This window comes from Anoxybacillus andreesenii (assembly GCF_030813005.1).
In the GTDB taxonomy this organism is placed as follows: domain Bacteria; phylum Bacillota; class Bacilli; order Bacillales; family Cytobacillaceae; genus Robertmurraya; species Robertmurraya andreesenii.
Window position 1 is genome coordinate 117,021 of record NZ_JAUSTU010000013.1, and the last position, 24,808, is coordinate 141,828.

24 protein-coding genes, 1 riboswitch and 1 other annotated feature are annotated in these 24,808 nt (G+C 41.6%); of the genes, 8 read left to right on the forward strand and 16 right to left on the reverse strand.

The features are described from left to right. Window positions 1–28: 28 nt before the first annotated feature. From pepV to J2S07_RS14325, 4 genes are all read right to left on the reverse strand, one after another. A complete protein-coding gene (pepV, locus tag J2S07_RS14310; protein ID WP_307151121.1) occupies window positions 29–1,441 on the reverse strand; it encodes a dipeptidase PepV in 1,413 nt (470 codons plus the stop codon). A gap of 13 nt (window positions 1,442–1,454) precedes the next feature. Beyond that, window positions 1,455–2,630: an ABC transporter permease gene (locus J2S07_RS14315; RefSeq protein WP_307151097.1), complete on the reverse strand. Its 1,176-nt coding sequence runs from the start codon at window positions 2,628–2,630 to the stop codon at window positions 1,455–1,457. Further along, complete coding sequence (locus J2S07_RS14320) at window positions 2,623–3,336, reverse strand: ABC transporter ATP-binding protein (protein ID WP_307151098.1); 714 nt, start codon at window positions 3,334–3,336, stop codon at window positions 2,623–2,625. The genes J2S07_RS14315 and J2S07_RS14320 overlap by 8 nt, the downstream gene beginning before the upstream one ends. A 284-nt stretch (window positions 3,337–3,620) precedes the next feature. After that, window positions 3,621–4,895, reverse strand: coding sequence for a M48 family metallopeptidase (locus J2S07_RS14325; protein ID WP_307151099.1), 1,275 nt, complete (start codon window positions 4,893–4,895; stop codon window positions 3,621–3,623). Between the two features lie 407 nt (window positions 4,896–5,302). Here J2S07_RS14325 and J2S07_RS14330 point away from each other — a divergent pair, with 407 nt between their 5' ends. Then, window positions 5,303–5,524: a DeoR family transcriptional regulator gene (locus J2S07_RS14330; protein ID WP_307151100.1), complete on the forward strand. Its 222-nt coding sequence runs from the start codon at window positions 5,303–5,305 to the stop codon at window positions 5,522–5,524. Between the two features lie 44 nt (window positions 5,525–5,568). Here the strand turns inward: J2S07_RS14330 and J2S07_RS14335 are convergent, their stop codons facing one another. After that, window positions 5,569–6,288: a pseudouridine synthase gene (locus tag J2S07_RS14335; protein ID WP_307151101.1), complete on the reverse strand. Its 720-nt coding sequence runs from the start codon at window positions 6,286–6,288 to the stop codon at window positions 5,569–5,571. 210 nt (window positions 6,289–6,498) lie between these two features. Here J2S07_RS14335 and J2S07_RS14340 point away from each other — a divergent pair, with 210 nt between their 5' ends. Continuing rightward, on the forward strand, window positions 6,499–6,714 hold the full coding sequence (locus J2S07_RS14340) for a hypothetical protein (protein ID WP_307151102.1): 216 nt from the start codon (window positions 6,499–6,501) through the stop codon (window positions 6,712–6,714). 194 nt (window positions 6,715–6,908) lie between these two features. On the opposite strand, the gene J2S07_RS14345 is transcribed toward J2S07_RS14340, so the two are convergent. After that, window positions 6,909–8,528, reverse strand: a complete 1,620-nt coding sequence (locus J2S07_RS14345; RefSeq protein WP_307151103.1) for a putative polysaccharide biosynthesis protein — start codon at window positions 8,526–8,528, stop codon at window positions 6,909–6,911. 161 nt (window positions 8,529–8,689) lie between these two features. Here J2S07_RS14345 and J2S07_RS14350 point away from each other — a divergent pair, with 161 nt between their 5' ends. Continuing rightward, window positions 8,690–9,967 (forward strand): BaiN/RdsA family NAD(P)/FAD-dependent oxidoreductase, encoded by a 1,278-nt coding sequence (locus J2S07_RS14350; RefSeq protein WP_307151104.1) that lies wholly within the window; start codon window positions 8,690–8,692, stop codon window positions 9,965–9,967. A gap of 278 nt (window positions 9,968–10,245) precedes the next feature. Here the strand turns inward: J2S07_RS14350 and J2S07_RS14355 are convergent, their stop codons facing one another. Beyond that, window positions 10,246–10,434, reverse strand: coding sequence for a sporulation protein Cse60 (locus J2S07_RS14355; protein WP_307151105.1), 189 nt, complete (start codon window positions 10,432–10,434; stop codon window positions 10,246–10,248). A 124-nt stretch (window positions 10,435–10,558) separates the two neighbouring features. Between J2S07_RS14355 and mntA the strand changes: the two genes are divergently transcribed. Next, window positions 10,559–10,969, forward strand: coding sequence for a type VII toxin-antitoxin system MntA family adenylyltransferase antitoxin (gene mntA / locus J2S07_RS14360; protein WP_370872835.1), 411 nt, complete (start codon window positions 10,559–10,561; stop codon window positions 10,967–10,969). Window positions 10,970–11,067: 98 nt separating this feature from the next. Here mntA and J2S07_RS14365 read toward each other — a convergent pair whose 3' ends face one another. The 5 genes from J2S07_RS14365 to J2S07_RS14385 all read right to left on the reverse strand — a co-directional run bounded on the left by J2S07_RS14365 (window position 11,068) and on the right by J2S07_RS14385 (window position 16,241). After that, the gene (locus J2S07_RS14365; RefSeq protein WP_307151107.1) at window positions 11,068–11,376 is read right to left on the reverse strand and encodes a rhodanese-like domain-containing protein; all 309 of its coding nucleotides are present in this window, start codon (window positions 11,374–11,376) and stop codon (window positions 11,068–11,070) included. A gap of 100 nt (window positions 11,377–11,476) precedes the next feature. Beyond that, window positions 11,477–13,891, reverse strand: a complete 2,415-nt coding sequence (gene leuS, locus J2S07_RS14370) for a leucine--tRNA ligase (protein ID WP_307151108.1) — start codon at window positions 13,889–13,891, stop codon at window positions 11,477–11,479. 165 nt (window positions 13,892–14,056) lie between these two features. Next, window positions 14,057–14,279 (reverse strand) — a binding site (T-box leader). A 128-nt stretch (window positions 14,280–14,407) separates the two neighbouring features. Next, on the reverse strand, window positions 14,408–15,598 hold the full coding sequence (locus J2S07_RS14375) for an MDR family MFS transporter (protein ID WP_307151109.1): 1,191 nt from the start codon (window positions 15,596–15,598) through the stop codon (window positions 14,408–14,410). A 187-nt stretch (window positions 15,599–15,785) separates the two neighbouring features. Continuing rightward, a complete protein-coding gene (locus J2S07_RS14380) occupies window positions 15,786–15,965 on the reverse strand; it encodes a glycogen biosynthesis protein GlgD (protein WP_307151110.1) in 180 nt (59 codons plus the stop codon). Window positions 15,966–15,977: 12 nt separating this feature from the next. After that, window positions 15,978–16,241, reverse strand: a complete 264-nt coding sequence (locus J2S07_RS14385) for a YtzC family protein (RefSeq protein WP_307151111.1) — start codon at window positions 16,239–16,241, stop codon at window positions 15,978–15,980. A 270-nt stretch (window positions 16,242–16,511) separates the two neighbouring features. Here J2S07_RS14385 and mnmL point away from each other — a divergent pair, with 270 nt between their 5' ends. Both mnmL and mnmM read left to right on the forward strand, forming a co-directional pair. Next, window positions 16,512–17,474, forward strand: a complete 963-nt coding sequence (gene mnmL / locus J2S07_RS14390; protein WP_307151112.1) for a tRNA modification radical SAM protein MnmL/YtqA — start codon at window positions 16,512–16,514, stop codon at window positions 17,472–17,474. After that, on the forward strand, window positions 17,471–18,043 hold the full coding sequence (gene mnmM, locus J2S07_RS14395; RefSeq protein ID WP_307151113.1) for a tRNA 5-(aminomethyl)-2-thiouridylate-methyltransferase MnmM: 573 nt from the start codon (window positions 17,471–17,473) through the stop codon (window positions 18,041–18,043). The genes mnmL and mnmM overlap by 4 nt, the downstream gene beginning before the upstream one ends. Before the next feature lie 66 nt (window positions 18,044–18,109). Here the strand turns inward: mnmM and tbcS are convergent, their stop codons facing one another. Both tbcS and J2S07_RS14405 read right to left on the reverse strand, forming a co-directional pair. Beyond that, a complete protein-coding gene (tbcS, locus tag J2S07_RS14400) occupies window positions 18,110–19,186 on the reverse strand; it encodes a tetraprenyl-beta-curcumene synthase (RefSeq protein ID WP_307151114.1) in 1,077 nt (358 codons plus the stop codon). Window positions 19,187–19,198: 12 nt separating this feature from the next. Then, window positions 19,199–20,002 carry an alpha/beta hydrolase gene (locus J2S07_RS14405; protein WP_307151115.1) on the reverse strand — a complete coding sequence of 268 codons (804 nt, stop codon included), beginning with the start codon at window positions 20,000–20,002 and terminating at the stop codon, window positions 19,199–19,201. Between the two features lie 152 nt (window positions 20,003–20,154). On the opposite strand from J2S07_RS14405, the gene J2S07_RS14410 reads away from it, so the two are divergent. Beyond that, complete coding sequence (locus J2S07_RS14410; RefSeq protein WP_307151116.1) at window positions 20,155–20,673, forward strand: gamma carbonic anhydrase; 519 nt, start codon at window positions 20,155–20,157, stop codon at window positions 20,671–20,673. Window positions 20,674–20,873: 200 nt separating this feature from the next. On the opposite strand, the gene metK is transcribed toward J2S07_RS14410, so the two are convergent. Both metK and J2S07_RS14420 read right to left on the reverse strand, forming a co-directional pair. Further along, entirely contained in the window at window positions 20,874–22,073 is a 1,200-nt protein-coding gene (gene metK / locus J2S07_RS14415; RefSeq protein WP_307151117.1) for a methionine adenosyltransferase, read from the reverse strand. Between the two features lie 188 nt (window positions 22,074–22,261). Next, a riboswitch (SAM riboswitch) is annotated at window positions 22,262–22,406 on the reverse strand. A 75-nt stretch (window positions 22,407–22,481) separates the two neighbouring features. After that, window positions 22,482–22,856, reverse strand: coding sequence for a thiol-disulfide oxidoreductase DCC family protein (locus J2S07_RS14420; RefSeq protein WP_307151118.1), 375 nt, complete (start codon window positions 22,854–22,856; stop codon window positions 22,482–22,484). Window positions 22,857–23,114: 258 nt separating this feature from the next. Between J2S07_RS14420 and pckA the strand changes: the two genes are divergently transcribed. Continuing rightward, a complete protein-coding gene (gene pckA, locus J2S07_RS14425) occupies window positions 23,115–24,701 on the forward strand; it encodes a phosphoenolpyruvate carboxykinase (ATP) (RefSeq protein WP_307151119.1) in 1,587 nt (528 codons plus the stop codon). Window positions 24,702–24,808: the final 107 nt, after the last annotated feature.

A 24,808-nucleotide genomic window follows, 5' to 3' on the forward strand; every position in this document is an offset into this window, starting at 1 on the left:
TTCACGGGAACGATTCCTTTTTGTTTAGTTATTTCACCAGCTCATAAATCGCTTGTGCATAGATGGCTGTTGCCTTTAGCAGGTCATCGATCATCATATATTCATCCTTCTGATGGGCAACATCCTCTCTTCCAGGAAAAAGAGGTCCGAAAGCAACACCCGACTTCAATGAACGTGCATAGGTGCCTCCACCAATGGATAGCAATTCTGCTTTGTCACCTGTTTGTTCCTCATATACCTTTTTTAGAGTCTGCACGAGGAAGTCTTTCTCGTCGACATGATGTGGCTTCGAATTGGAGAAGCCTTCAATGACAAAGCCTTCTTTTGCAATTGTTGCTTTTAGCGTTTCTTTCGTTTTTTCTATATCTGTTGTAACGGGGTAACGCATCGTGAAACCAAGTGCTCCACCTGATTCCTTGCTGTATGAAAGCTTCCCTGCATTCAATGTCAAATCTCCGGTAATCTCATCAGAATAAGCAATTCCTAAGGCACGTCCACGGGAATCCTGATACAAGTATTTCTTCACAAAGCCAAAATAACGCGCAGCATTCCCATCGATGCCTGCATCAGCCAAGAAACATGCTAAGAAAATGCCGGCATTTTTCCCATTATCCGGCTCCATCCCATGGGCGGAAATTCCTTCCACCTCAAGAACAAGCTTTCCTTCATTCATGTCATGCTTTCCTTTAAGACCCTTTTCAGCAAGAAAAGCCTTAAAGCTTTTAACGAAGGGGGACATGTCCCCGGAAGCAACAAGTGTAGCCGTAGCAAAGTCGGGGACCATATTGTATCTTCGTCCTGACTCAAATGACACAACCTCAATCCCACTCTCGCTGTTTGCAGTGCTAGGCTTTTGTACCATATCAAAATCGGCGATTCCTTTTTCCGCATATATAATTGGAAAATCAGCATCAGGAGCAAATCCGAACGTCGGCATTTCTTCATTCTCGAAATAGTGATCGACACAGCGCCAATTACTTTCCTCATCTGTTCCAATAATCATTCGAACCCGACGATTCAAAGGGTACCCAAGCTCCTTCACAATTTTCATCGCATAGTAAGCTGCCATCGTCGGTCCCTTGTCATCAATGGCCCCACGTGCAAAAATTTTCCCATCACGAATTTCTGCTCCATATGGATCGCTTGTCCAGCCATCCCCCTCAGGCACGACATCAACATGGCAAAGAATACCGAGTAGCTCTTCACCTTGGCCAAACTCCAAATGACCCGCGAGGTTCCCTACATTTTTCGCGGTAAACCCATCCTTCTCTCCTAAATCAAGCATAAATTGTAGCGCTTCCTTCACCCCTTCTCCCAGTGGGGCCTCAGGCGCACTATGCTCCTCATCTAATACACTTTTAATCCTCAATAAATTCTGTGTATCCTTAATCAGTGCTTCCTTTCGAGCAAGCACTTCCTTCATCCAATCAATTTGACTCAACATCGATCTCCTCCTATGTAAGTATCGCAAATACTCGGTATATCCATAATCCTACACCAACAATCGCTCCAATGAAAATAATAGATAAAACATATAATACTGTGAGCATTCTTCTTTTTGCGGAGAAATAGGAATCATGATCATGGTATTTTTTTGTGAGAGGGTGTGAAAGCACGATTCTCTCCCATGATCCTTCTAACCAAATCCACATCATGAATAAAAACCCGCCGAAAATAATGGCTTTGATCCAATAAGGTGGTACAACAATGAGAGCCACAGAGGTCACAGAGCTGATTTGAAAATAGGTCAAAATATAGGAGCTGTTACGGATAAATACCTTCAGATACAACTCTATAAAGCCATTTCTTGACGTCCTTTTATTAAAGAGTTGATAGGAATTCCGAAACAGCCACGGCTTTTTCCTTGAAAATACCTTTGGTTTTTCAATATCATACGAAACTTGATAAATCGCATTGACCAGCTTCAGCTTCTCTTCCCTTTCACTTGCTAATTCTAGTTCAAACAGCGAGTTCTTTTTTAACAATGGGTGGTAGAGTGTAATTCCAAGCATCCCTATTAGAAGACTAAATATAATAAAAACAATATTCCCTTCTGTCCAAAAACCAGATATATGGTACGTCCCTATGCAAACGAGCACAAACAAGACGATCGTCACAAGGATTCGGATGGTCTTGAACTCGATTTTTTTCAGCTGAAGGTTCACATACATAAGGAAATATTTCGTGCCTAGTAAATATAGGAATAAGCTTAGAGCATGTAACCATGAAAGCTTATAATGCTGAATCATGAATGGAAGTAAAAGCCCAACAGCCAGTATACTTAGCAAGGCCTGATATAGGACCGAATACCAAAATCCCCACTTTTTCATGCCAAGGAACAAACGGCTATTTTTCATTAGGAAGACCTTATCCGCCTCATCCGTATACATTCGATAGGCACCACTCCAGGCAAATAACGAGCCCAAAACAAAGAACATGCTCAAGGGCACCCATTCAATCCATCCAGGAACCGCCTCCACCCACCAGGAGCGATACATGAAGAAAAAGATCGCTATTGCTGGAATAATCAAATATAACCAAATGGTCCAATCCGCAATAGAACGAAAAACCTTAAATTGATAATGCCAATCTCTGAGCATTCGTCGCCAAAATAGATGAAAACTACTCATGGGCTTGTCCCTCTGCTATTTGGTGAAAGCAGTCAAACAGAGAGCCACCCACTAGCCCGCATTGCTGCTGGATTTCCTCCAAAGTTCCTGACGCTGCAAGAATCCCTTCATTGACAAGGAGGAACCGGTCACACACCTTCTCTGCTGTATCAAGGACATGAGTGGACATCATGATCCCTACCCCACGTTTCCGTTCCTCCTCAATTGAGGTGAGAAGAAGCTTTACCGCACTCGGGTCAAGACCGATAAATGGCTCATCAATGATATAGACAGCTGGTCTCGTTACAAGTGCTAAAATAATCATCGCTTTTTGCTGCATCCCTTTTGAGAACGTAGAAGGCAGCTGATGCTCAACTTCCTTCAGCTTATATAACCTAAGAAGCTCCTCAACCTCCCGTTTATACCTATCCTGGTCCAATTCCTCCACAGCAGCAACAAAATCCAAATGCTCCCTTAAGGTCAATTCATCGTAAAATATCGGTCGTTCGGGTATATATGCATATTTTTCGGGATGCTCGAAGCGAATTTCTCCTTCTTTAAATTCCATTAATCCAAGGATCGTCTTAATCGTCGTACTTTTCCCGGCACCATTCGGACCAATTAGCCCGATTAACTCTCCTTTACTCAATGAGAATTGAATATCCCTGATAATCGCCTTTTCTTTTTCATATCCTGCTTTTTTGATGTCAACTGATAATAGATTCATTGTCTCTCCTCCACACCATTAATACGAATAAATGGGGCAAAAGTTTTATAAAAAGGCTCTTTTCTCAAACATTGTTGCTTTTAAACAACAAATAATCGAAGAAAACGATGTTTGATGCAGTCTATCTGTAGAAACTACGGAGAAAAGTGCTGCTCAATCTATGCGTATCGCACACCTAATATGAAACGGAATGGCCGGTATTAAGGACATTCCAGAACCATAATCCGTGCGAAAACAGCCAATAAAAATGAAAAAAGCTACCCAAAAAGGATAGCTCAAAATCATTATTCCATCTCTAATAGCTTGATAATCTCTTCATTTTCATACTCAACCGCATAATCATAGGCCGTGGCTCCAGTTGAATCCTTAACCGTTGGGTCAGCTCCATGCGCTAACAGTAGCTTGACCATCTCTACATCATCCGAAAACACTGCACTCATTAGTGGGGTAGTCTCATAGGTATCGATTGTATTAGGATCGGCCCCCTTCTCAAGCAGGTCCTCGGCGGCCTCGTAGTTTGCATAACTAACTGCCCAGTGAAGAGCGGTTGTCCCATCACTATCCACCTCATTAATATCGACCCCATCTTCGATTAAAGAATGAATCTTATCGACATCATTATCCATCGCTGCATTCATTAAGGGAGTCGTCCCTTCTATTTCCATGGCTAAGTCAGAGAATAGGTCGAGTTTCTCCACAGCCTTTACCGTGAAAAATAACCCTGCCCCGACGATAAACACCGCCAGAACCGACACACCTAATCCAAGCCAAACTCTTCCCTTTGGCTCCTTCAGCTCAATCGTTGTTTCAGGAGCATAGCATTTCTTTAATTCATATACACGCTTTGGCAAATGCGGATGGGTAGACAGCTTTTCGTTCAGCCACACAAAAAATCCCGCTTCCGTCTGTAGCTGCTTCATATAGACCTCATGATTTACCTTAGAATAGAGCTCCTTCCCAATCGCCAGCATTAATAAGCCGTTCGTAGCCGCCTCCAAGGATTGAATATAATAGGTGGCATAACGATCACAGGTATACTCACAAGCTCTTAAATAGGCATTTCCCAAAAAGGGCACCCACATCGCAGGCAAAATCAATAGACTAATAAGGACATGCTTCCGTTTTAAATGAGCAAACTCATGGGCAAGCACAAATAGAACTTCCTTTTCCCCATTCTTCTCAATCAGATCAAATATACCTGAATATAAAACGACCATATCCTTCATAAAAAACCTAGTCGCAAAAGCATTCAGCATTCCCTCAGACTCCATGACATAAATATCTGGGATTTTGCTGAGCCCCATATCCTTGGCAACCACCATTGCCTTCTGATAAAGCTCAGGAAACTGTTCCTCACTTAACCGTACTCCGTTTCGGCGAATCCCACCAACATACAGGCCATGCAATACAACTGAAAAGAAAATGATAAAAGCAATGACAAATAAACCAATAATAGAAAAAGTTAAAAATAAATACGTTAAGATGCTAAAAAGAAGAACAAGTGCAAAGTAAATTGTTTCTTTACGATGGACGAGTTGGTTTTCAATCGTAGGTTCCAAATCATTTTCTTCCTTTCCATTTTTAGTCCAAACTAAGTTTTTATTATAGCTTAGAAAAACAAACTCAGATACAGGAAATTATTGTCCTATTTAGAAAATATTCAAATTTTATTCATAATTGGCTCGTCCCCCTCCATAAGTATTACTAGGCTTTAGGAAAGAAGGTGATAATACTTTAACCCACTTTAAAATGTAAAAGTTATATTACATTAATTCATCAAAGTAGAAATTATTTGAAAATAGGTTTACAATTAGTCTATAAGGTTAAACATGTTAATAGGGCTTTGGAATAAAACGATAAAGGGGTTGTCTAGGGCAGAAGATTACATATAAGGAGAAAAACCTCTCAAATACATGTCAGTCGTAGGATATGCCACAGGTTTGAAAAAAGGATAGGGAGTGGTTCTTTGAAACCTTCAACTAACCGAATGTTAAACCGAATCAAATCCGTCTATATGTTTATTAATCAAAAAGGAACTGTAACGACACAAGAACTTGTAGAGGAATTTGGTATAACTCCTCGGACTATTCAACGAGATTTGAATGTCCTTGCTTATAACGACTTAGTGGTAAGCCCGAGCCGAGGCAAATGGACAACAACCAAAAAGAAAGTAAAATTGACATCATAATGACGTAAAATTTAAAATCGCCTTCATATTTGAAGGCGATTTCCTTATAGAGACTCATATTCTGTAAGACTTTTGATTTCCTCTGCGGTTAATTCTCGATATTCTCCAAGCTCAAGGGATTCATCTAACTCAAGAGGCCCCATTGATAGTCTCTTTAAATAAACTACTCTCTTCCCGACCGCTTCAAACATCCTCTTTACTTGGTGGAATTTCCCTTCTGTAATCGTCAATTCAATATCGGAATGGATGCCTGATTTTAGGATTTTTAGCTCTCCAGGCTTCGTTTCATATCCATCATCTAAGGTAACGCCTTGTTTAAAAGCCTTTACATCTTCCTCCGTTACCTCCTGATCAATCACGGCAAAGTAGGTTTTTGGTACATGCTTTTTGGGAGAAAGCAGGCGGTGGGCCAGCTGTCCATCATTGGTCAAGAGAAGCAGCCCTTCTGTATCCTTATCCAATCTTCCAACGGGAAAAGGAGAATAAACTGCATCCTCCATTTCTAGGAGATCAACCACAGTTTTATCATAGTTGTCCTCGGTGGCAGATATGACCCCTGGCGGCTTATTCATCATCAAGTAAATAAACTCCTTGTATTCAATCACCTCACCATGTAAGGTAACTGTGTCTTTTTCTGGATCCACATGCTGTTTGGCATCCTTCACCATCATGTCATTTATTTTAACAGCGCCATCCTTTAACAGCTTCTTAACCTCTTTTCGACTGCCAAAGCCTAGGTTGGCAAGCATTTTATCAATTCTCATCTTTATCCTCCATTCTCCTTCTTAACGTAATGGCCGGTATAGGACCATTACAATCGCAACAAACGTTATGAAGCAGCCTTCTTAAATGGGCATTAGCCCTTACACTCCATCAAACTCATCATAGACTGATATCACGGCTATACGCTTGTAGCCCTTCACAGGAAATCGCTATTCTAATCACCACATTTTTCTCTCAAGGAGGTGAATGGCATGTATTATTATCGACAACAAGGTCAGGGTCAAGGACAAGGTCAAAGCCACTTTTTTCCAGGAGTTCCTGGTTTTCCTGGTGGTGGAGCAAATGTGAACCAGCGCCTAGATAGATTAGAGCGTCAAGTAGATAGACTCGATCGTGAGGTAGACCGTTTAAACAGAAGGCTAAATCGAATCGAACGACGCCTTGGCATAACGGGTAGTAACTTCTAAGGGTATACATGAAAGAAATTCCATCAATTTTCTGGCTCTATTAATGAACCGCCTTATACGTGTACGTTCACTAAGTTATTCGTACCGAATAAAACCCGTTCACGCACACGTATAAGGCTAAAATCGACAGTGTCTATTAACACAGCCTCTAAAAAATAGGTCTCCGCTTGTTGCGGGGACCTGTTTCATGAAGGCTAGCCCTTTAAATGAAATTTTTCTTTTAGTTTGTCCACACGGTTTCCAAATAAGAAATTTATTAGCTTTGATTTCAGTCCAAGATAGAAATATAAGCCTGCCCCAATCACTCCACAAATAATAACCAGTACAAGAGCCTGCCATTTGGATTCTGGAGACAAAAACATCGTTAGCAGCCAATAAGCGATTTTCGTGGCCCCATACATGATGCCCGTAAAGATAATAATTAACATCCCTCTCCGTACAACAAGTCTGAACCGATATTTGGAAAAATGCTTGATTGCAATAAGATTGATTAAGATGGCGGCTGCGTAACCGAGAACAGTCGCCAATATCGCACCCTTCGTTTCCATCATCTTAATGAGCGGAATATTTAAACTTAGCTTAATAAGGATCCCCACTAACAAGCTCAAAATATTGAATTTCTGCGCATCAACCCCTTGCAAGATGGCGGCCGTTACGGCATAAAGTGCGAATAATATCGCAACTGGTGCATACACTTGCAATACTTCTGTACCCATCGGATCATGCTTATAAAAAACATTATAAATAGGTTCCGCTAACAGCGATAGACCGACCGCCGCAGGTAAAGTTAAATACATGAGAACCTGGAATGTTTGATTTAATTGATGATTTAAGCCCTTTTGATCACCCTCTGTAAATGATTTCGTCACCGCTGGCACTAATGTTAGTGAAAAGGCTGTAGCCAGGGATACTGGAATGATGACGAGCTTTTGTGATTGGAAATTCAAGATCGAGAACATGTGCTCCGCCAATTTTCCATCCACACCGATCGAAACCATTGTACGGTTAAAGGTCAATTGATCAATGAATTGAAACAATGGGTTGGAAATTCCCACAAGAACAAATGGAATCGAATAAAGCAGGATTTCCTTATAAATTTCCTTGACGGAGACATCGACCGTACCTTTGTCCTGTAGCAATAATTCATCTAAATGAGGCTTTCGTTTGTACCAGTACCAAAATAGAACGACAAGACCGCCAAGTCCACCGATAAATGCCGCAAAAACGGAGAAGCTCACTGCTGTTACCAAGCTTCCCTTCATGACCTTCAATACAACAAAGGCTCCTGCTAGAACAAAAACAATTCGCACGATCTGTTCTACAACTTGTGAGACAGCCGTTGGACCCATTGATTGATGTCCTTGGAAAAATCCCCTGATTATAGACATGAACGGGACTATTATTAGCGCGAAGCTCACAGCCCTAATAACCGTTGTCACATCCTCAGGACTTGAAAGATGATCTTTTTCAGAAATAACCATCGTTGCTAAATTCGGAGCTGAAACATAAAGGACAAGAAACGATAGAATTCCTGTGATCGCCATCAAGAAAAGACCCGTTTTGAACAGCTTTCTTCCAACTGCATATTCTTCTATCGCGTTATATTTAGAGACAAATTTGGATACGGAAGCAGGAATTCCTGCTGTTGCAATACTAATGAAAATCGTATATGGTACATAGGCATAATTGTATAATGCTGTACCATCTTCTTTAACTAAAGCAAAAAACGGAATGACATAGAACAATCCTAAGAATTTAGAAATAAATGTACCAAGGGTCAAAATAAATGTACCCCTAATAAGCTTTGATGACATAACCTAACATCCTATCCATCCTAATTTAAGTACTACAGAAATAACTAGGTACAGTTTACACTTCTTTGATAACAAGTTCTACTTTTTTCCTATGTATTCTTTCCAATAATATATCCCAATGCTTATAATATACAGAAGAAGTTTCAGAAGGAGAAAGAAATATGAAGTATGATGTAATCATAATCGGCGGAGGTCCCTCTGGTTTGATGGCTGGGATCGCGGCCGGTGAACAAGGAGCGAAGGTGCTCCTAATTGATAAAGGGGACAAGCTTGGAAGAAAGCTAGCCATTTCAGGTGGCGGGCGCTGCAATGTCACAAACCGCCTCCCTGTTGACGAATTTATTAAGCATATCCCTGGTAATGGGCGTTTTCTATACAGTGCCTTTTCGATTTTTAATAATGAAGATATTATCACCTTTTTTGAGAATCTTGGAATCCAGCTGAAGGAAGAGGATCACGGGCGAATGTTCCCGGTGTCCAATAAAGCTCAGTCTGTCGTTGACGCTATGTTGAATCGGTTAAAGGAATTAAAGGTCGAAGTGCAGACTAATTCTCCTGTTCAGGATATCATTTATCAAGACAACCAGGTGGTCTCTGTTCTGTTAAAAAATGGTGCTAGCTATGATGGAAAATCCATTGTCATAGCCGTTGGTGGAAAATCCGTTCCTCATACAGGGTCCACTGGTGATGGCTATGCTTGGGCAGAGAAGGCCGGACATACAATTACAGAGTTGTATCCAACGGAAGTGCCGCTCACTTCCATCGAACCCTTTATACGAGAAAAAACTTTACAAGGCCTATCACTTAGGGACATTGCTCTCAGTGTGTTAAATCCAAAGGGAAAGCCCATTATCACCCATCAAATGGACATGCTCTTTACCCATATTGGAATAAGTGGTCCCGCCGTGCTCCGATGCAGTCAATTTGTCGTCAAAGCGATGAAAAAATGGAAGCTATCTGAAGTAACGATGAGTCTAGATGCCCTTCCGGAGAAAAATGAAGAGGAGCTATTTCAGGAATTATATGCTCTTCTGAAGGCAGAGCCGAAAAAAAGTATCAAGAATGTGTGGAAAGGCATTCTTCCTGAAAGATACCTATTATTTTTGCTTGAAGCTAATGGGATTGATGCTGCCACACAAGGTGCAAATCTCTCTGTGGAAAAAATTCGAGCTTTTGCCCATAGCTGTAAGCATTTTGAGATTAAAGTCAATGGCACCTTGCCGCTAGAGAAAGCTTTTGTCACAGGCGGAGGTGTCTCCGTCAAAGAGGTTGAACCACAGACACTTGCCTCAAAAAAAATGAGTGGTTTATATTTTTGCGGAGAAATTCTAGATATTCACGGCTATACGGGAGGCTATAATATCACGTCAGCCCTCGTAACCGGAAGGCTTGCTGGAACGAATGCCGCTGAATATGCGCTTCAGAAAAAGGGAGTGTAATAAAAATCAAAGATTCCCTATACGGGGTTCCTTAGATGAAGACCCTTTTTCTCAGTTTCTGGCGAAGTTTGGGGCTTCATCCCCTTGATGAAGGCCTTTTCTCTCGGCTTCTGGCATAGTTTGGGGCTTCATCCCCTTGATGAAGGCCCTTTTTCGGGGGTTCCTGCCATATTTGGGTCTTCATCCTCTCGATGAAGACCTTTTTTCTCGATTTCCTATCAAATATGGGTCTTCATGGGCGGGATCTATCGCTAGAAACATAGAAATTGCTAGAAATTTCATTTTCGGTATATAATCATTGCCGAAAAACAATAAATTTGCTCTTTCTCCCCTTCATCCTCTGGAAGTGCGGCAATATTGTATTTAATGTCGAGGAGTTTTTTCTCATCAAGTCGTTCCAGAAAACGATTCATTTCGTTTTCCAAATCCTTCTCATGTTCCTGATCAAATAATTTGACCTGAATCATTTTGATTCCCTCCTAATCTTTTTAATAGCATTGACAGAGTTTGAATATTTTAAAACTTCAGTTAAATATTATCGGTTTCTTTACTATTAAGATGAGACTTCTTATAATGAGGATAAGAGATGAGGTGGTTAGATTGAACGAGCGATGGCGAGATCTGATTAAAAAAGATTTTATTGAAGAAGTAAAAGCTGTTTTTGTCCTTATATTCGGCTCCTATGCAAAAGGAAACGTAAGAGATGAAAGTGATCTTGACATAGCCTATTATGCGGATAAGAAGCTTTCCCCCTATGAACGATTCATATATGCCCAAAAACTTGCTGACACCCTTGGTATGGAAATAGACTTAGTTGATATTCGCGAAGTCGATACGGTATTTGCTGCGCAGATTTTTTCTACTGGGGAGGTTATTTATTGCAGGGATGAGTCTATCTTTAACCGCGAACGCATGAAGGCGTTATCCATGTATGCCCACCTAAATGAACAGCGTGCGGAAATTCTTCAAGGAATTATGAAAAGAGGAAGTATTTATGAATAATGATGTCATTTTCAATAAAATTGCAACGATAGAACGCTGTATTGCCCGAATAGAGCAAGAGCAACCCCACTAGTTCAGCGGATTGCTCTTTTTTGTCCTTATAATACAATTTCGCCCTTCCATTCGAGCATGCCGCCGATCATGTTTCTAACCTTATAGCCTTGCTCCTGCATGTAGTAGCAAACATTTTCACTACGTCTGCTTGAACGGCAAATGAAAATGTATTCCTTGTCTTTATCAAATTCGTTGAGACGTTCAGGGATTTCTCCCATTCGGATATGCTTGGCCCCAGGGATCATACCTTGTGCCACTTCCTCATCCTCACGCACATCGACAAGGTTAAGCTCCTCTTCATTTTCAATCTTCTTTTCCAGCTCTTCAGGTGTAATTATCTTAATTTGCTCCATAAATTCCAACACCTCATTTTATCACTTTGCAAATAGTACTTTTATTTTAACATAAAAACACACAAGACCTAGCATGTTAGGCCTTGTGAGTTTATCACTTTTAGTTTGCCACAATATTAACGAGTTTTCCTGGGACGGCAATCACTTTGCGAATCGTCTTGCCATCAATCTGCTCTTGAATCTTCACATCACCCATTGCAATTTCTTCCAATGCTTCTCGGTTTGCATCAGCTGGTACCAAAAGCTTGGCTTTAACCTTGCCGTTAATTTGGACAACAATTTCAACCTCATCATCGACAAGCTTTGCCTCATCATAAGCAGGCCAAGCCTCATAGGAAATCGTTTCTGTGTGACCAAGCTTTTCCCAAAGCTCCTCGGAAATATGAGGGGCAATTGGAGCAAGTAGCTTCACGAATCCCTCCACATATCTTTTCGGTAATACCTCAGCCTTATAAGCATCATTGATAAATACCATAAGCTGTGAAATGGCTGTATTGAAGCGTAAGCCTTCAAAGTCCTCGGTCACTTTTTTAACCGTTTGGTGATACACCTTTTCTAACCCGGTATCCTCTCTGTCCTGAATCTTAGGATTTAATGAACCATCCTCTTCAATAAACAAACGCCAAATGCGGTCAAGGAAGCGACGAGAACCATCTAAACCATTAGTAGACCACGCAATCGAAGCATCCAATGGGCCCATGAACATTTCGTACAGACGAAGTGTATCAGCACCGTGGCTCTCAATGATATCATCTGGATTGACGACATTCCCTTTTGATTTACTCATTTTTTCATTGCCTTCACCAAGAATCATCCCTTGGTTGAATAGCTTTTGGAATGGCTCCTTAGTAGTGACTACCCCGATATCATAGAGGAATTTATGCCAGAATCGTGCATATAGTAGGTGAAGGACCGCATGCTCTGCTCCACCGATATAGATATCCACTGGCAACCACTGTGCTAATTTTTCCTTATCCGCTAGCGCTTGATCGTTCTTCGGATCTATATAACGTAAGTAGTACCAACAGCTGCCTGCCCATTGTGGCATGGTATTCGTTTCTCTGCGGCCTTTTTTGCCTGTTACTGGATCAACAACATTAACCCAGTCCTCAATGTTGGCAAGCGGTGATTCACCCGTTCCAGATGGCTTAATTTCCGTTGTTACCGGAAGCTTTAACGGAAGCTCTTCCTCTGGAACCGCAGTCATCGTGCCATCTTCCCAATGAATAATTGGGATTGGCTCACCCCAATAGCGTTGGCGGCTAAATAACCAATCGCGAAGTCTGTAGGTTATTTTTTTCGTACCAATGCCCTTATCTTCAAGCCAAGCGATCATTTTTTGGATCGCCTTTTCTTTGTTTAAGCCGTTAAGGAAATCAGAGTTGACATGCTCACCATCACCTGTATAGGCTTCCTTTGAAACGTCCCCGCCGGCAACAACCTCACGAATTGGCAAGTCAAATTTCACCGCAAACTCATGGTCACGTTCATCATGTCCTGGAACGGCCATAATGGCGCCAGTTCCGTAGCTAACAAGGACATAATCGGCTATCCAAATCGGCATCTTCTCGTTGTTCGCAGGGTTGATCGCATAGGCACCTGTAAATACGCCTGTTTTTTCCTTCGCTAAGTCCGTTCTCTCTAAATCACTTTTTGTTTTTATCTGATCTAAGTAAGCTTTGACTGCTCCCTCTTGTTCAGCGGTCGTTATTTTCTTCACTAGCGCATGCTCAGGTGCTAAGACCGCATAAGTCGCTCCGAATAATGTATCAGGACGAGTAGTGAAAACCGTGAATGTTTCATCATGACCATCAATTTGGAAGGTCACCTCAGCCCCTTCTGAGCGACCGATCCAATTGCGCTGCATTTCCTTTAAGCTCTCAGGCCAATCAAGCTCCTCTAGGTCCTCAAGCAAGCGGTCTGCATAAGCGGTAATTTTTAACATCCATTGCTTCATTGGACGTCTCTCGACTGGATGGCCTCCGCGTTCGCTTTTTCCATCAATAACTTCTTCATTGGCAAGTACTGTTCCAAGAGCCGGACACCAGTTCACAGCCACCTCATCAATATAGGCAAGCCCTTTTTCATACAATTTCAAAAAGATCCATTGCGTCCACTTGTAGTAATCTGGGTCTGTCGTATTGACTTCCCGATCCCAATCATAGGAAAAGCCTAAGGACTTAATTTGTCGTTTGAACGTTTGAATATTATGCGCCGTGAATTCCGCTGGATCATTTCCCGTATCCAATGCATATTGCTCAGCTGGAAGTCCAAACGCATCCCACCCCATTGGATGTAGAACATTGTAGCCTTGCGCTCGCTTCATTCTTGAAAGAATATCTGTCGCCGTGTATCCTTCAGGGTGACCCACATGGAGGCCTGCTCCTGACGGATAAGGGAACATATCAAGCGCATAGAACTTTCGCTTTCCTTTATCATCCATCGTCTTGAACGTCTTATTCTCTTCCCAATAGTGCTGCCACTTCTTCTCAATTTGCTGATGATTAAAACTCATCTTTCCTTCCTCCTAAAAAAATCTATGTACTTTTGTCGATACTTTTTCGGTACCTCTTTTTTCGGTACCTGGTACCACTCGTGGACATTTGCCTCTATTTGTACACCTGAGGTGGACACTTTGGAAATAAAATCCTTCCAAAACTATTAAAAAACCCCTCATCCCCAAAGGGACGAGAGGATTATGATTAAATCTCCCGCGGTACCACCCACATTAGTGACCATGTCACTCGCTTAAATTCCTTAACGCGGAATACGGCAGGTGCTACTCACTCTTCACACCAGCAACTCAAAGGCGAGTTCATGATGTTCCCGGTTGACTTTCACCAGCCGTCAACTCTCTTTTTTTTCGGGTTAGCATCATTACTATTCCTTATCACTGTCATTACGATTATCAAATATAAAATTATTGTATTAAATTTCCGTTCTAGATGCAAGCTGTTCAAGAGGTAATATATAGTCTATGCCAACCGATCCAAAATTGTTCCCTTTTAATGTTGGTCAATTCGCTAATCATCTAATGCTTAAGAACAGCAGATTCCTCCGAAACGATCTCCGTTTTCCGATCATAAATAAGGGTCGTAAAGATCGAGATGCTAATCAATAGAATCATGACTATGAAAAGCATCGTCATTCCGTAGAGGTCCACAAGCAAGCCTCCTAGGACAGGGCCAATCATTCTTCCACCCGTTGCCGTGCTATTGACAATCCCCTGATAAAAGCCTTCTTTGCCTTTTGGAGCAAGCTTATCTGCAATCGTGGGAACAGCTGGCCAAATTAGCATTTCCCCGATTGTTAAAATCACCATCGCCGTCAAAAATCCTGAGAATGCCTCGGCCCTTGCTGCAACCAAGAATGAGACAATAAAAATAAGCATTCCAGCTATCATTTGTCCTTTTATCTTCTTTTCAAAAGCTGCTAATGCTCGATTTAATAGGGGCTGCCCTAGAACAATAAGTGCTCCATTGACCGTCCACAAAAAGCTATATTGCTTTAAAGAAATATTTAATTCCTGAGTATAAGCAGAAATGGTTGCTTGCCATTGCACATAGCCTACCCAGCATAATAGATATCCTGTACATAAAATGAACAAGGCATATAGCCTTGTATAATCCTTGATTGGCTTTTTCTCATGCAATCCAGCCACTTGTCTATTGACTGTCGTTACAATTCCACGATAACCAAAGAAAGCAATCAATAAGAAAATAAAATACATCAGTGCATTGGCAAAGAAGATTAGCTGAAAGGAATATGAGGCAACCACTCCACCGAGTGAAGCACCAATTGCCACTCCAAGGTTTTGTGCGACATAAATTGCATTAAACGCTCTTCTTCCCCCTTCCTTCCAAACGGAACCTGCCATGGCAAACATGGATGGAAAAATAATTCCTGCACCAAACCCTGCAATTGTTAAGAAAATAACATAAGGCAACCAGCTATGCCAGAGCGTTAAGCCCGTTAATGCAAGAAAAGCAATTCCAATCCCCAGAAGGATCGATTTATATCCTCCCGCTTTATCAAATAAATAGCCACCGAATAAATTACCAATCACCGTTGCCCCAGCATTAAGCATGAGGACAAAGCCTGCCACCGACAGAGATTTCCCAAGGTGATCATGAATGTAAATTGAATTTAAGGGCCATAAAAAAGAAGAACCAGTGACATTGACGACCATCCCGATGATTAATAACCATAAGTTGCGTGGCAAAGTATTCACTCCGATCCCAAACATAAATTATCTCGAATATGTTAAAAACTTCAGTTAAAAGTTTCGATAACCAAAATATTATATTATGACTTTTTCACAAATAGTTCAATAAGGAAAACTCCTAATTCCCATTGTTTATTTTTTCAAAAAATTAAGCCCCAATACAGTTAGTATTGGGGCCAAATCGTTATTTCGATTGTCTATGCTCTGGGTGAATCTTCGACCTCGTCGGTTGAACTGTTTTTTCGTACTTTTTCTTTGCCTTCTGAATTTGGTCCACTTCCTGACCAAATTCCACATCTTGACTATTGGCATTGTTATGTGTCTTTTGTTCTGGATTGCTCTGTTTGGAACGCTTTCTAACCATGTCTTCCTCTCCTTACAGATCACGAAGGATCATGTTGTTTTGTACTTGCTGGAGCTGAAGCCTCATGCGGTGAAGCTGCTCGCGCTGCTGTGCATTGGCATGGAGCGACATTTTCGCAACATCATTATAAGTCGTCTCAAGCTGCTGTAATGCTTCCGTATATCCTAAATCGTTATATTGCTCCTGTTTGCTGCTCTCCTCATATTGTTCCTGAGCATGACGAATAACATCCTCACACTGTTGAAGAAGGTTTTCCATTGATTGACGTGTAGCCATCCTTTCAACCTCCTACCACTGTAATAAATGCGAAGCAACCACCTGCTTCTTCTTTAGTTTGTTCACTCTCACTTTAATTTAATCAATTTCATCATCCTGCTTTCATTATGAAAAAACGTCATTTCGTGTTAAAATTCTTTTTATGCTCATGCTATGTATCTAAGTCGATATATACCGCCCTAAACCCGTTCACGCATATGCATAGGGGCTAATATTAGCAATGTATATTTAGAGCCTATGCTACAAGAATTTTCAAGGAGGTTAACTGACATGAATCAGACTAACCCTTTTTTATATGCAACAGATGATAAAAGGTATCACACGTGGAATTACCATTTGCGTCAGCATTTTGGCCATAAAGTATTTAAGGTCGCTCTAGATGGGGGCTTCGATTGCCCGAACCGTGATGGCACCGTCGCACATGGAGGCTGCACCTTCTGTAGTGCAGCAGGGTCTGGTGATTTTGCCGGGAATAGAGCTGACGATCTTGAGATCCAATTTAATGAAATTAAAGAGAAAATGCACGAAAAATGGAAGGATGGCAAGTATATGGCCTATTTTCAGGCCTTTACGAATACTCATGCCCCCGTTGAGGAATTACGGGAAAAATACGAGCGAGTGCTAGCCCAAGACGGGGTAGTTGGACTTTCCATCGCTACACGTCCTGACTGCCTACCAGATGACGTCGTTGAGTACCTGGCTGAATTAAATGAACGAACCTATCTTTGGGTCGAATTAGGCCTGCAGACCGTGCATGAACGAACCGCCCTCCTTATCAATCGTGCCCATGACTTTGAATGCTATGTTCAAGGAGTTGAAAAGCTGCGCAAGCACGGAATAAGAGTTTGTTCCCATATCATCAACGGATTGCCACTTGAAACCTATGACATGATGATGGAAACGGCTCGTGAAGTAGCGAAGCTAGATGTCCAAGGGATCAAAATCCACCTGCTTCATTTATTAAAGGGAACACCCATGGTGAAGCAATATGAAAAAGGCATGCTCCAATTCTTAACTCAGGAAGACTACGTCAGCTTAGTATGTGATCAGCTAGAAATTTTACCCCCTGAAATGATTGTTCATCGCATTACTGGGGATGGACCGATTGATTTAATGGTTGGACCGATGTGGAGTGTCAACAAATGGGAAGTATTGAATGCCATCGATGCCGAACTCAAACGCCGCAACAGCTATCAAGGGAAAAATTATCGTAGTCTTGAGGCAACAGTATGAAAGTTGAAGGAATATTGCCGTTTGCCCGCAGTTTACTGAGAAAAACCGTTCAAAAAGGGGATATTGTGGTCGATGCTACAGTTGGCAATGGCCATGATACACTTTTTCTAGCGGAGCTTGTTGGTCCTAGTGGTCATGTCTTCGGCTTTGATGTTCAAGAGGATGCCATTACTCAAACAAAGAAACGACTAGCCGAAAAAAACATGGATGAACCGGTCACATTATTTCATCGAGGGCACGAGGAGATTTTCAGCTCCGTCCCTTCCTCATTTCATGGAAAAGTAAAAGGCGCCATCTTTAATCTCGGCTATCTTCCTGGTGGGGACAAGTCCATTGTCACAAAACCAAATACAACGATCGCTGCACTTGAGCAATTACTAGAAATTCTCGCACCGGAGGGAATTATTGTCCTTGTAATTTATCACGGCCATACTGAAGGTGCAATCGAACGGGATCAGTTGCTATCTTATGCTAAGGAGCTTGATCAAAAAAAAGCTCATGTACTGCAATATCAATTTATCAATCAGGCCAATCATCCACCTTTTATCATTGCGATTGAAAAAAGATAACCCTCGCTCCTTCGTTGGAGAGAGGGTTTTTGTTCGTACACAAGCACACATCATGTTCAAATAATATTATCTTAAAGAAGGAATCCACTTTTGAAACTTTCGATAGGCTCGTCCATTCATATAGAAAAAGAAGCTGACCAAGCCACTGCTTTTGATGATCTCTTTTGCCAGATGCTGAACAGATTTTTGCGAGCGGACCTTTTCATCCGACAAGTAAATTCCTAACAACCCACGATTGATTAGTCGGTGGAAACGCTTGTTAGGCAATCCCTCTGTATGCTTGTCTGCTTCTGTCACAAAGTGCTTCAACCGTTCGAACAAACTCTGCTCATTTTTATAATAAAAGCAAAAGTTCAAATCGCCACCCTTTTTATCCTCTTCCTGATCAATAAAGTAATCGAGTAAAATATGCAGCCCTTGGATATATGGAAAATAGCCATTTCTAATTTTCTCAGCATGGCTAGACTTGAAATCCTCACTCATCCCGTGGGAAATTAAGCAGAAGATGCCTAAAGTAGAGCCAGAGCACGCAGAAAATTCATACCATTCCATTTCGGGTATTTGACTCTTATGCTCCTCGAACCAGCTTTTGAGTCTTGGGATTCGCTCATCCACCTTGACATGCTTATGTATTTGGAGGTCACAATAATAGCGGCAAAGCTCTAGCAAATAATCTTTTATGTGAAGATAATGAGGATTATTTTGGAGGACGCTCTGACAGGTTTCAGCCAATTCTCGCAGATAACCCCCATCATCTTTTTCCTTTCGAAAGCGATAGTAATCCTGATGATCTTTTCCTACAGTTAACGCTACCTCCATGGATTCATGGAGTGCTGAAAAATCCTCAGGATCTAGGGATGTGCTTCGATCGCAAAGATTGTCTAAATAATCGCTAATGGTTTGATAGGCCACAATGAATTTGATGGCTTCTTTGTATTTTTCTCCAGCCATAAAAGCAAGAATAGAACCACCCTCACAGTGAAAGGTTTTCGTTTCAATGCTTGCAAGTGCCTGTTTTCTTAGCTCATCATCAGGAATTTCCGTCGCCCTTTTTTTCCAATAGGCCAGCTCCATATGAGCGGTCGGTAGAATTTTTCTATATACTTTGGACATTAGACTGAGCGGCTCAGACGGTACTGCCATAGAAATTCCTCCTTATACGACGTATCCAATCGCCTTCAATTGACTATAAACAAAATCCTTTGCATATTCAAATACTTCGTCCCGTTCTGGATCGTTAAAGATTTCATGGTAGCATTTAGGCCATTCCTTGAATCTTTTTTCAGATAATGGAGCGTGGTTGAACCATTCTGTCACTGCTTGTTTATTCACGATTTTGTCATCCCCCGCTTGCATTACAAGCATAGGTACATCCTTCACTTTTTGAAGCTCCTCAAAGGCAAGCTTCATGGAAGCATCCAATTCACGGAACCACCTGATAGAAATTTTATCAATATAAAGAGTATCATTTCGATCAATGTCCAGAATTTCTTTGTTCCGCGTTGCGATATCGACACTAATGCCTGAATTTAATCTTAATTCGGGCGCAATCACGTTGAGAAGATAAGAAATCCCATTTAGTATTTTTCCTGGCCTATTCACGAGCGCTAAGCACGGTGAAGAAAGGATGACACCGGCAAGATTGAGATTCTCCTCCTGCAATAAACGAATGGTGATAAGTCCACCCATACTATGACCGAGCAAGAACACTGGTAAATCAAACTGATAGGCGGTTTCAACCCACGCCTTGACCTCATCTAAATAGTCGTCAAAGGAGTCGATATGTCCTCGTTTAGATCTTGTCGTCATCCCATGCCCTGGCAGGTCGCCCATAATGACCTGAAAACCAGCCTGACGCCACATTTCAATTAGCCAGCCGTAACGGCGATGATGCTCTAAAGCACCGTGCACCATGACAATAACTCCTTTTGCCTCTCCGTCTGGTTCCCACTTCCACATGAATTTCCCCTCCTTCGACTTGAAGCTATCATTATTTTAGCACAAAACAAAAGATCAACTCATGAATTTACTGCTCCGAAAACAATTATTCACACTTTATTTATATTATTCGGTAGAATGAAATTACCCATAAAAATAAGGAGAGATGGTTTATGATTTATCCATTTCATAACAAATGGCCACACATTTCATCAACTGCCTTCATTGCTGATTATGTCACCATTACTGGAGATGTTAAAATTGGCGATGAGTCAAGCATATGGTTTAACACGGTTATAAGGGGAGACGTAGCCCCAACGATCATCGGTAAGAAGGTCAATATCCAGGATAATAGTGTCCTCCATCAAAGCCCTAATAATCCTCTCATTATCGAGGATGAGGTAACAGTGGGGCATCAGGTGATCTTACATAGCTGCATCCTTCGTAAAAGAGCTTTAATTGGTATGGGCTCGATCATTCTAGACGGAGCTGAGATTGGAGAAGGTGCATTTATTGGAGCAGGCAGCTTGGTTCCTCAAGGTAAGAAAATCCCACCAAACACCCTTGCTTTTGGGAGACCAGCGAAGGTTATAAGGGAACTGAATGAAGACGACATTGCCGATATGAAAAGAATTTCAAGAGAGTATGCAGAAAAAGGACAGTACTATAAATCCTTACAGCAAAATTCATAACCACTTCCATGTGAGAAAAAAGAAGTTACACATAAACGATGTAACTTCTTTTTAACGTATTGGCTCGGTTATCTTTTGTTGTTGATCTTCATATCCCCTTATACGTGTACGTTCTCTAAGTTATTCGTACCGAATAAAACCCGTTCACGTTCACGTATAAGGCTATAATCAACACTGTACATTAACAAAGCCTACTTATTCTATTTTCCAGCCTGTTCTCGAAGCACATCTGCTTTGTCTGTACGCTCCCAAGGAACATCAATATCAGTTCGCCCAAAATGACCATATGCGGCCGTCTTCTTATAAATTGGACGACGTAAATCTAACATTTTGATAATGCCGGCTGGACGTAGATCAAAATGATTACGCACGAGCTCCACAAGTACATCCTCACTTACCTTCCCCGTTCCAAAGGTATCAACAGAGATAGAAACTGGTCTGGCAACACCGATGGCATAGGCTAGCTGTACTTCCACCTTATCTGCCAGTCCTGCAGCAACAATGTTTTTGGCGACATAGCGTGCAGCATAGGCTGCCGAACGGTCCACCTTTGTCGGATCCTTACCTGAGAAGGCTCCACCACCATGGCGCGCATAACCGCCATAGGTATCAACGATAATTTTTCGACCCGTTAACCCAGCATCTCCCTGTGGGCCACCGATCACAAATCGACCTGTTGGATTAATAAAATACTTCGTGCTGTCATCAATTAACTCCCTTGGTACAACTGGGTTGATCACATGCTCTTTAATATCTTGTTGAATTTGTTCGAGCGAAATTTCCGGATGATGCTGAGTTGAAATCACGATCGTGTCAATGCGAACCGGTTTCCCTTCTTCATCGTATTCAACCGTAACCTGAGTCTTCCCATCTGGGCGAAGATATGGAAGGATTTCTTCCTTGCGTACTTCGGCAAGACGACGAGATAATTTATGCGCTAGCGAAATCGGAAGAGGCATGAGCTCCTTCGTTTCATTACAAGCGAATCCAAACATTAAACCTTGGTCCCCGGCTCCAATCGCTTCAATCTCTTCCTCAGTCATACTTCCTTCACGGGCCTCTAGTGCCTTGTCAACGCCCATAGCAATGTCAGCTGACTGCTCATCAATCGAGGTTAATACTGCACATGTCTCTGCATCAAAGCCATATTTTGCCCGATTATAACCAATTTCTTGAATGGTTTCACGAACAATCTTTGGAATGTCCACATATGTAGATGTTGTGATTTCTCCCGCCACCAATACAAGACCTGTCGTAACAGATGTTTCAGCAGCTACACGGGCATTCGCATCTTTTGCTAAAATAGCATCCAAAATCGCATCAGAAATTTGATCACAAATTTTGTCGGGGTGACCTTCCGTAACTGACTCAGAAGTAAACAAACGAGCGTTTCTTGACATCCGATTTCCTCCTTTAATATATATGCTCGAGGACTCCCACCTCGTTTTGATACGGTACTCATTCCCTATGTAGTATGAAATAAACATGATCTTTTTATGATTAATTCTAGGGCTCCGCCGCTACTTAGGGGCAAATAAAAAAACCTTCCCTATGAGGAAAGGTTGAAGATTCCATTTCTAGCCTTTCACTCTTATCGTTCAAGGATCGATACCTTGCTTCAGGTTAGCACCGTTGCCATAGCACTGAGAGTGATCTTTTCTGATCCTTCTCCATCATCATAGCCGGTTGCTGGGTTTCATAGGGCCTGTCCCTCCACCTACTCGGGATAAGAGAGTATCCGTTCAAATTAAAATCTTATCGAAAGGATACAATAGTGTCAACAGAAATCTATATTTATTATAAATTTTTCACAGTGAACAACTGTCATCGCTACATTTATGTGCTTTAAATTGATGCCGCCTTTTGGCTATCCATCCGTATATGGGGCGGCCAATCACATGCATGTAGGGAATATAGAGGAAGGCTCCAATTAAAAAAGTGTACGGACTAATTAGGAGAAGCTTCCGTACCGCTTCAAAGCCTTTTAGCACCCTTTTATCAGGAAGGATGATATGCAGTTCCCTTCTTAGCTCTATTGCACTGAAGGAATACTCTTGATCTGTCTTTTCATATTCCTGAAGCGATAACCAATTCACTTTAGTTTTTCTATCTATCTTTTGAAAAATCCTTTTTGACTCCTGACACAATGTACAATTGGCATCATATAATGCATATATTTTCATTTTTACCATTCCCATCTGTGATTCGGATTGAATACATTAACACTAAACTTTACTGGAAAAAATCCGAAATAAAATAGGGAAAATTCCCATCATTAGTATAGACTAATGAAGCCAATGTGTTATACTAATCCTGAGATGTAATCGTTTAAACTTCCAATCTGCACGAAAGTAACTGCGCTGAAAATTTGTCAATATTCTATTCGACATTTCCCGAATAGGTCAAAATAAAATAAATTGCTGAAAGAAGGTTTTCATCAAATGAATTCAGTTAGCCTCTCGAACGAATTACATGCATTATTACAACAAGACAATGTTCATGTACAGCTTTCTGTTCCTCAGTTAGTCGAAAAGGTTTTAAAACGCAATGAAGGAGTTTTAACGTCGACAGGTGCTGTTCGCGCAACTACAGGAACGTATACGGGCCGTTCTCCTAAAGATAAATACATTGTTGAAGAGCGCTCCTCTAAGGATAAAATTGAATGGGGTTCTGTCAATCAGCCCATTTCTGAGGATACTTTTGACCGTCTTTATAATAAGGTTATCAATTATTTAAAGGAAAAGGAAGAGGTATTTGTTTTTAAAGGCTTTGCAGGGGCCGACAAGAAATCTCAGCTTCCGATTCAAGTCATTAATGAGTATGCATGGCATAATCTTTTTGCCCATCAGTTATTTATTCGCCCAACGGAGGAAGAATTATTAACTCATGAGGCTCAATTTACGGTTATCTCAGCTCCTGATTTTAAAGCTGACCCACAAATTGATGGTACAAGGTCTGAAACCTTCATTATTGTTTCATTTGAACGTCATACGGTTTTGATTGGTGGTACAGAATACGCAGGAGAAATCAAGAAATCCATTTTTTCCGTTATGAATTATCTTCTCCCAGAAAACAATATTCTCTCCATGCATTGCTCTGCCAATGTTGGCCGTGAGGGGGATGTTGCGCTATTCTTCGGCTTATCAGGTACAGGAAAAACGACTCTTTCAGCTGATCCCCACCGCCGTTTAATCGGAGATGATGAGCACGGATGGTCGCAAAATGGTGTTTTCAATATCGAAGGTGGGTGCTACGCCAAATGCATCAATCTTTCGCGTGAGAAGGAACCACAAATTTTCGATGCGATTCGTTTCGGATCTGTCTTGGAGAACGTCGTCCTAAATAACGAAAGTCGTGTTGCTGATTATGATGACGGGACATTGACAGAGAATACCCGTGCCGCATATCCAATTCAAGCGATCGATAATATCGTTGAGCCAAGCATTGCGGGACATCCAAATACAATTGTGTTTTTGACAGCTGATGCGTTTGGAGTTCTTCCTCCCATCGCAAAATTAACAAAGGAACAGGCAATGTATCACTTCTTGAGTGGCTATACATCCAAGCTTGCAGGTACCGAGCGTGGCGTTACTTCCCCAGAGGCTACCTTCTCAACCTGTTTCGGTTCTCCGTTCCTCCCTCTTCCAGCAACTAGATATGCAGAAATGCTGGGAGATAAAATCTCTGAGCATGACGCTCAAGTTTATCTAGTGAATACTGGGTGGACTGGTGGAGAATACGGTGTAGGAAGCCGTATGAAGCTAAGCTATACTCGCGCAATGATTCAAGCCGCTCTTGAAGGGGAACTAAATCATGTAGAAACCGTTAAGGATGAAATCTTCGGATTAAATATCCCTCTTCATGTACCAGGTGTTCCTGACGAGGTACTCCAACCGAGTAAGACATGGAGTGACCAAAAGGCTTACGAAAAGAAAGCAAAAGAATTGGCTGATAAATTCAAGCAGAATTTCACCAAGTTCAAGGATGTATCTTCAGTAATCCGTGAAAAAGGCGGACCAATTGCTTAAGCATGAATATACATAGAGTAGGCGCATGAAAAATTCATGCGCCTCTCGCAGATCCGTACGTGCGGGTCGTCGCATACGGCTCCTCCATGTTATTCCCCTTGGGTATG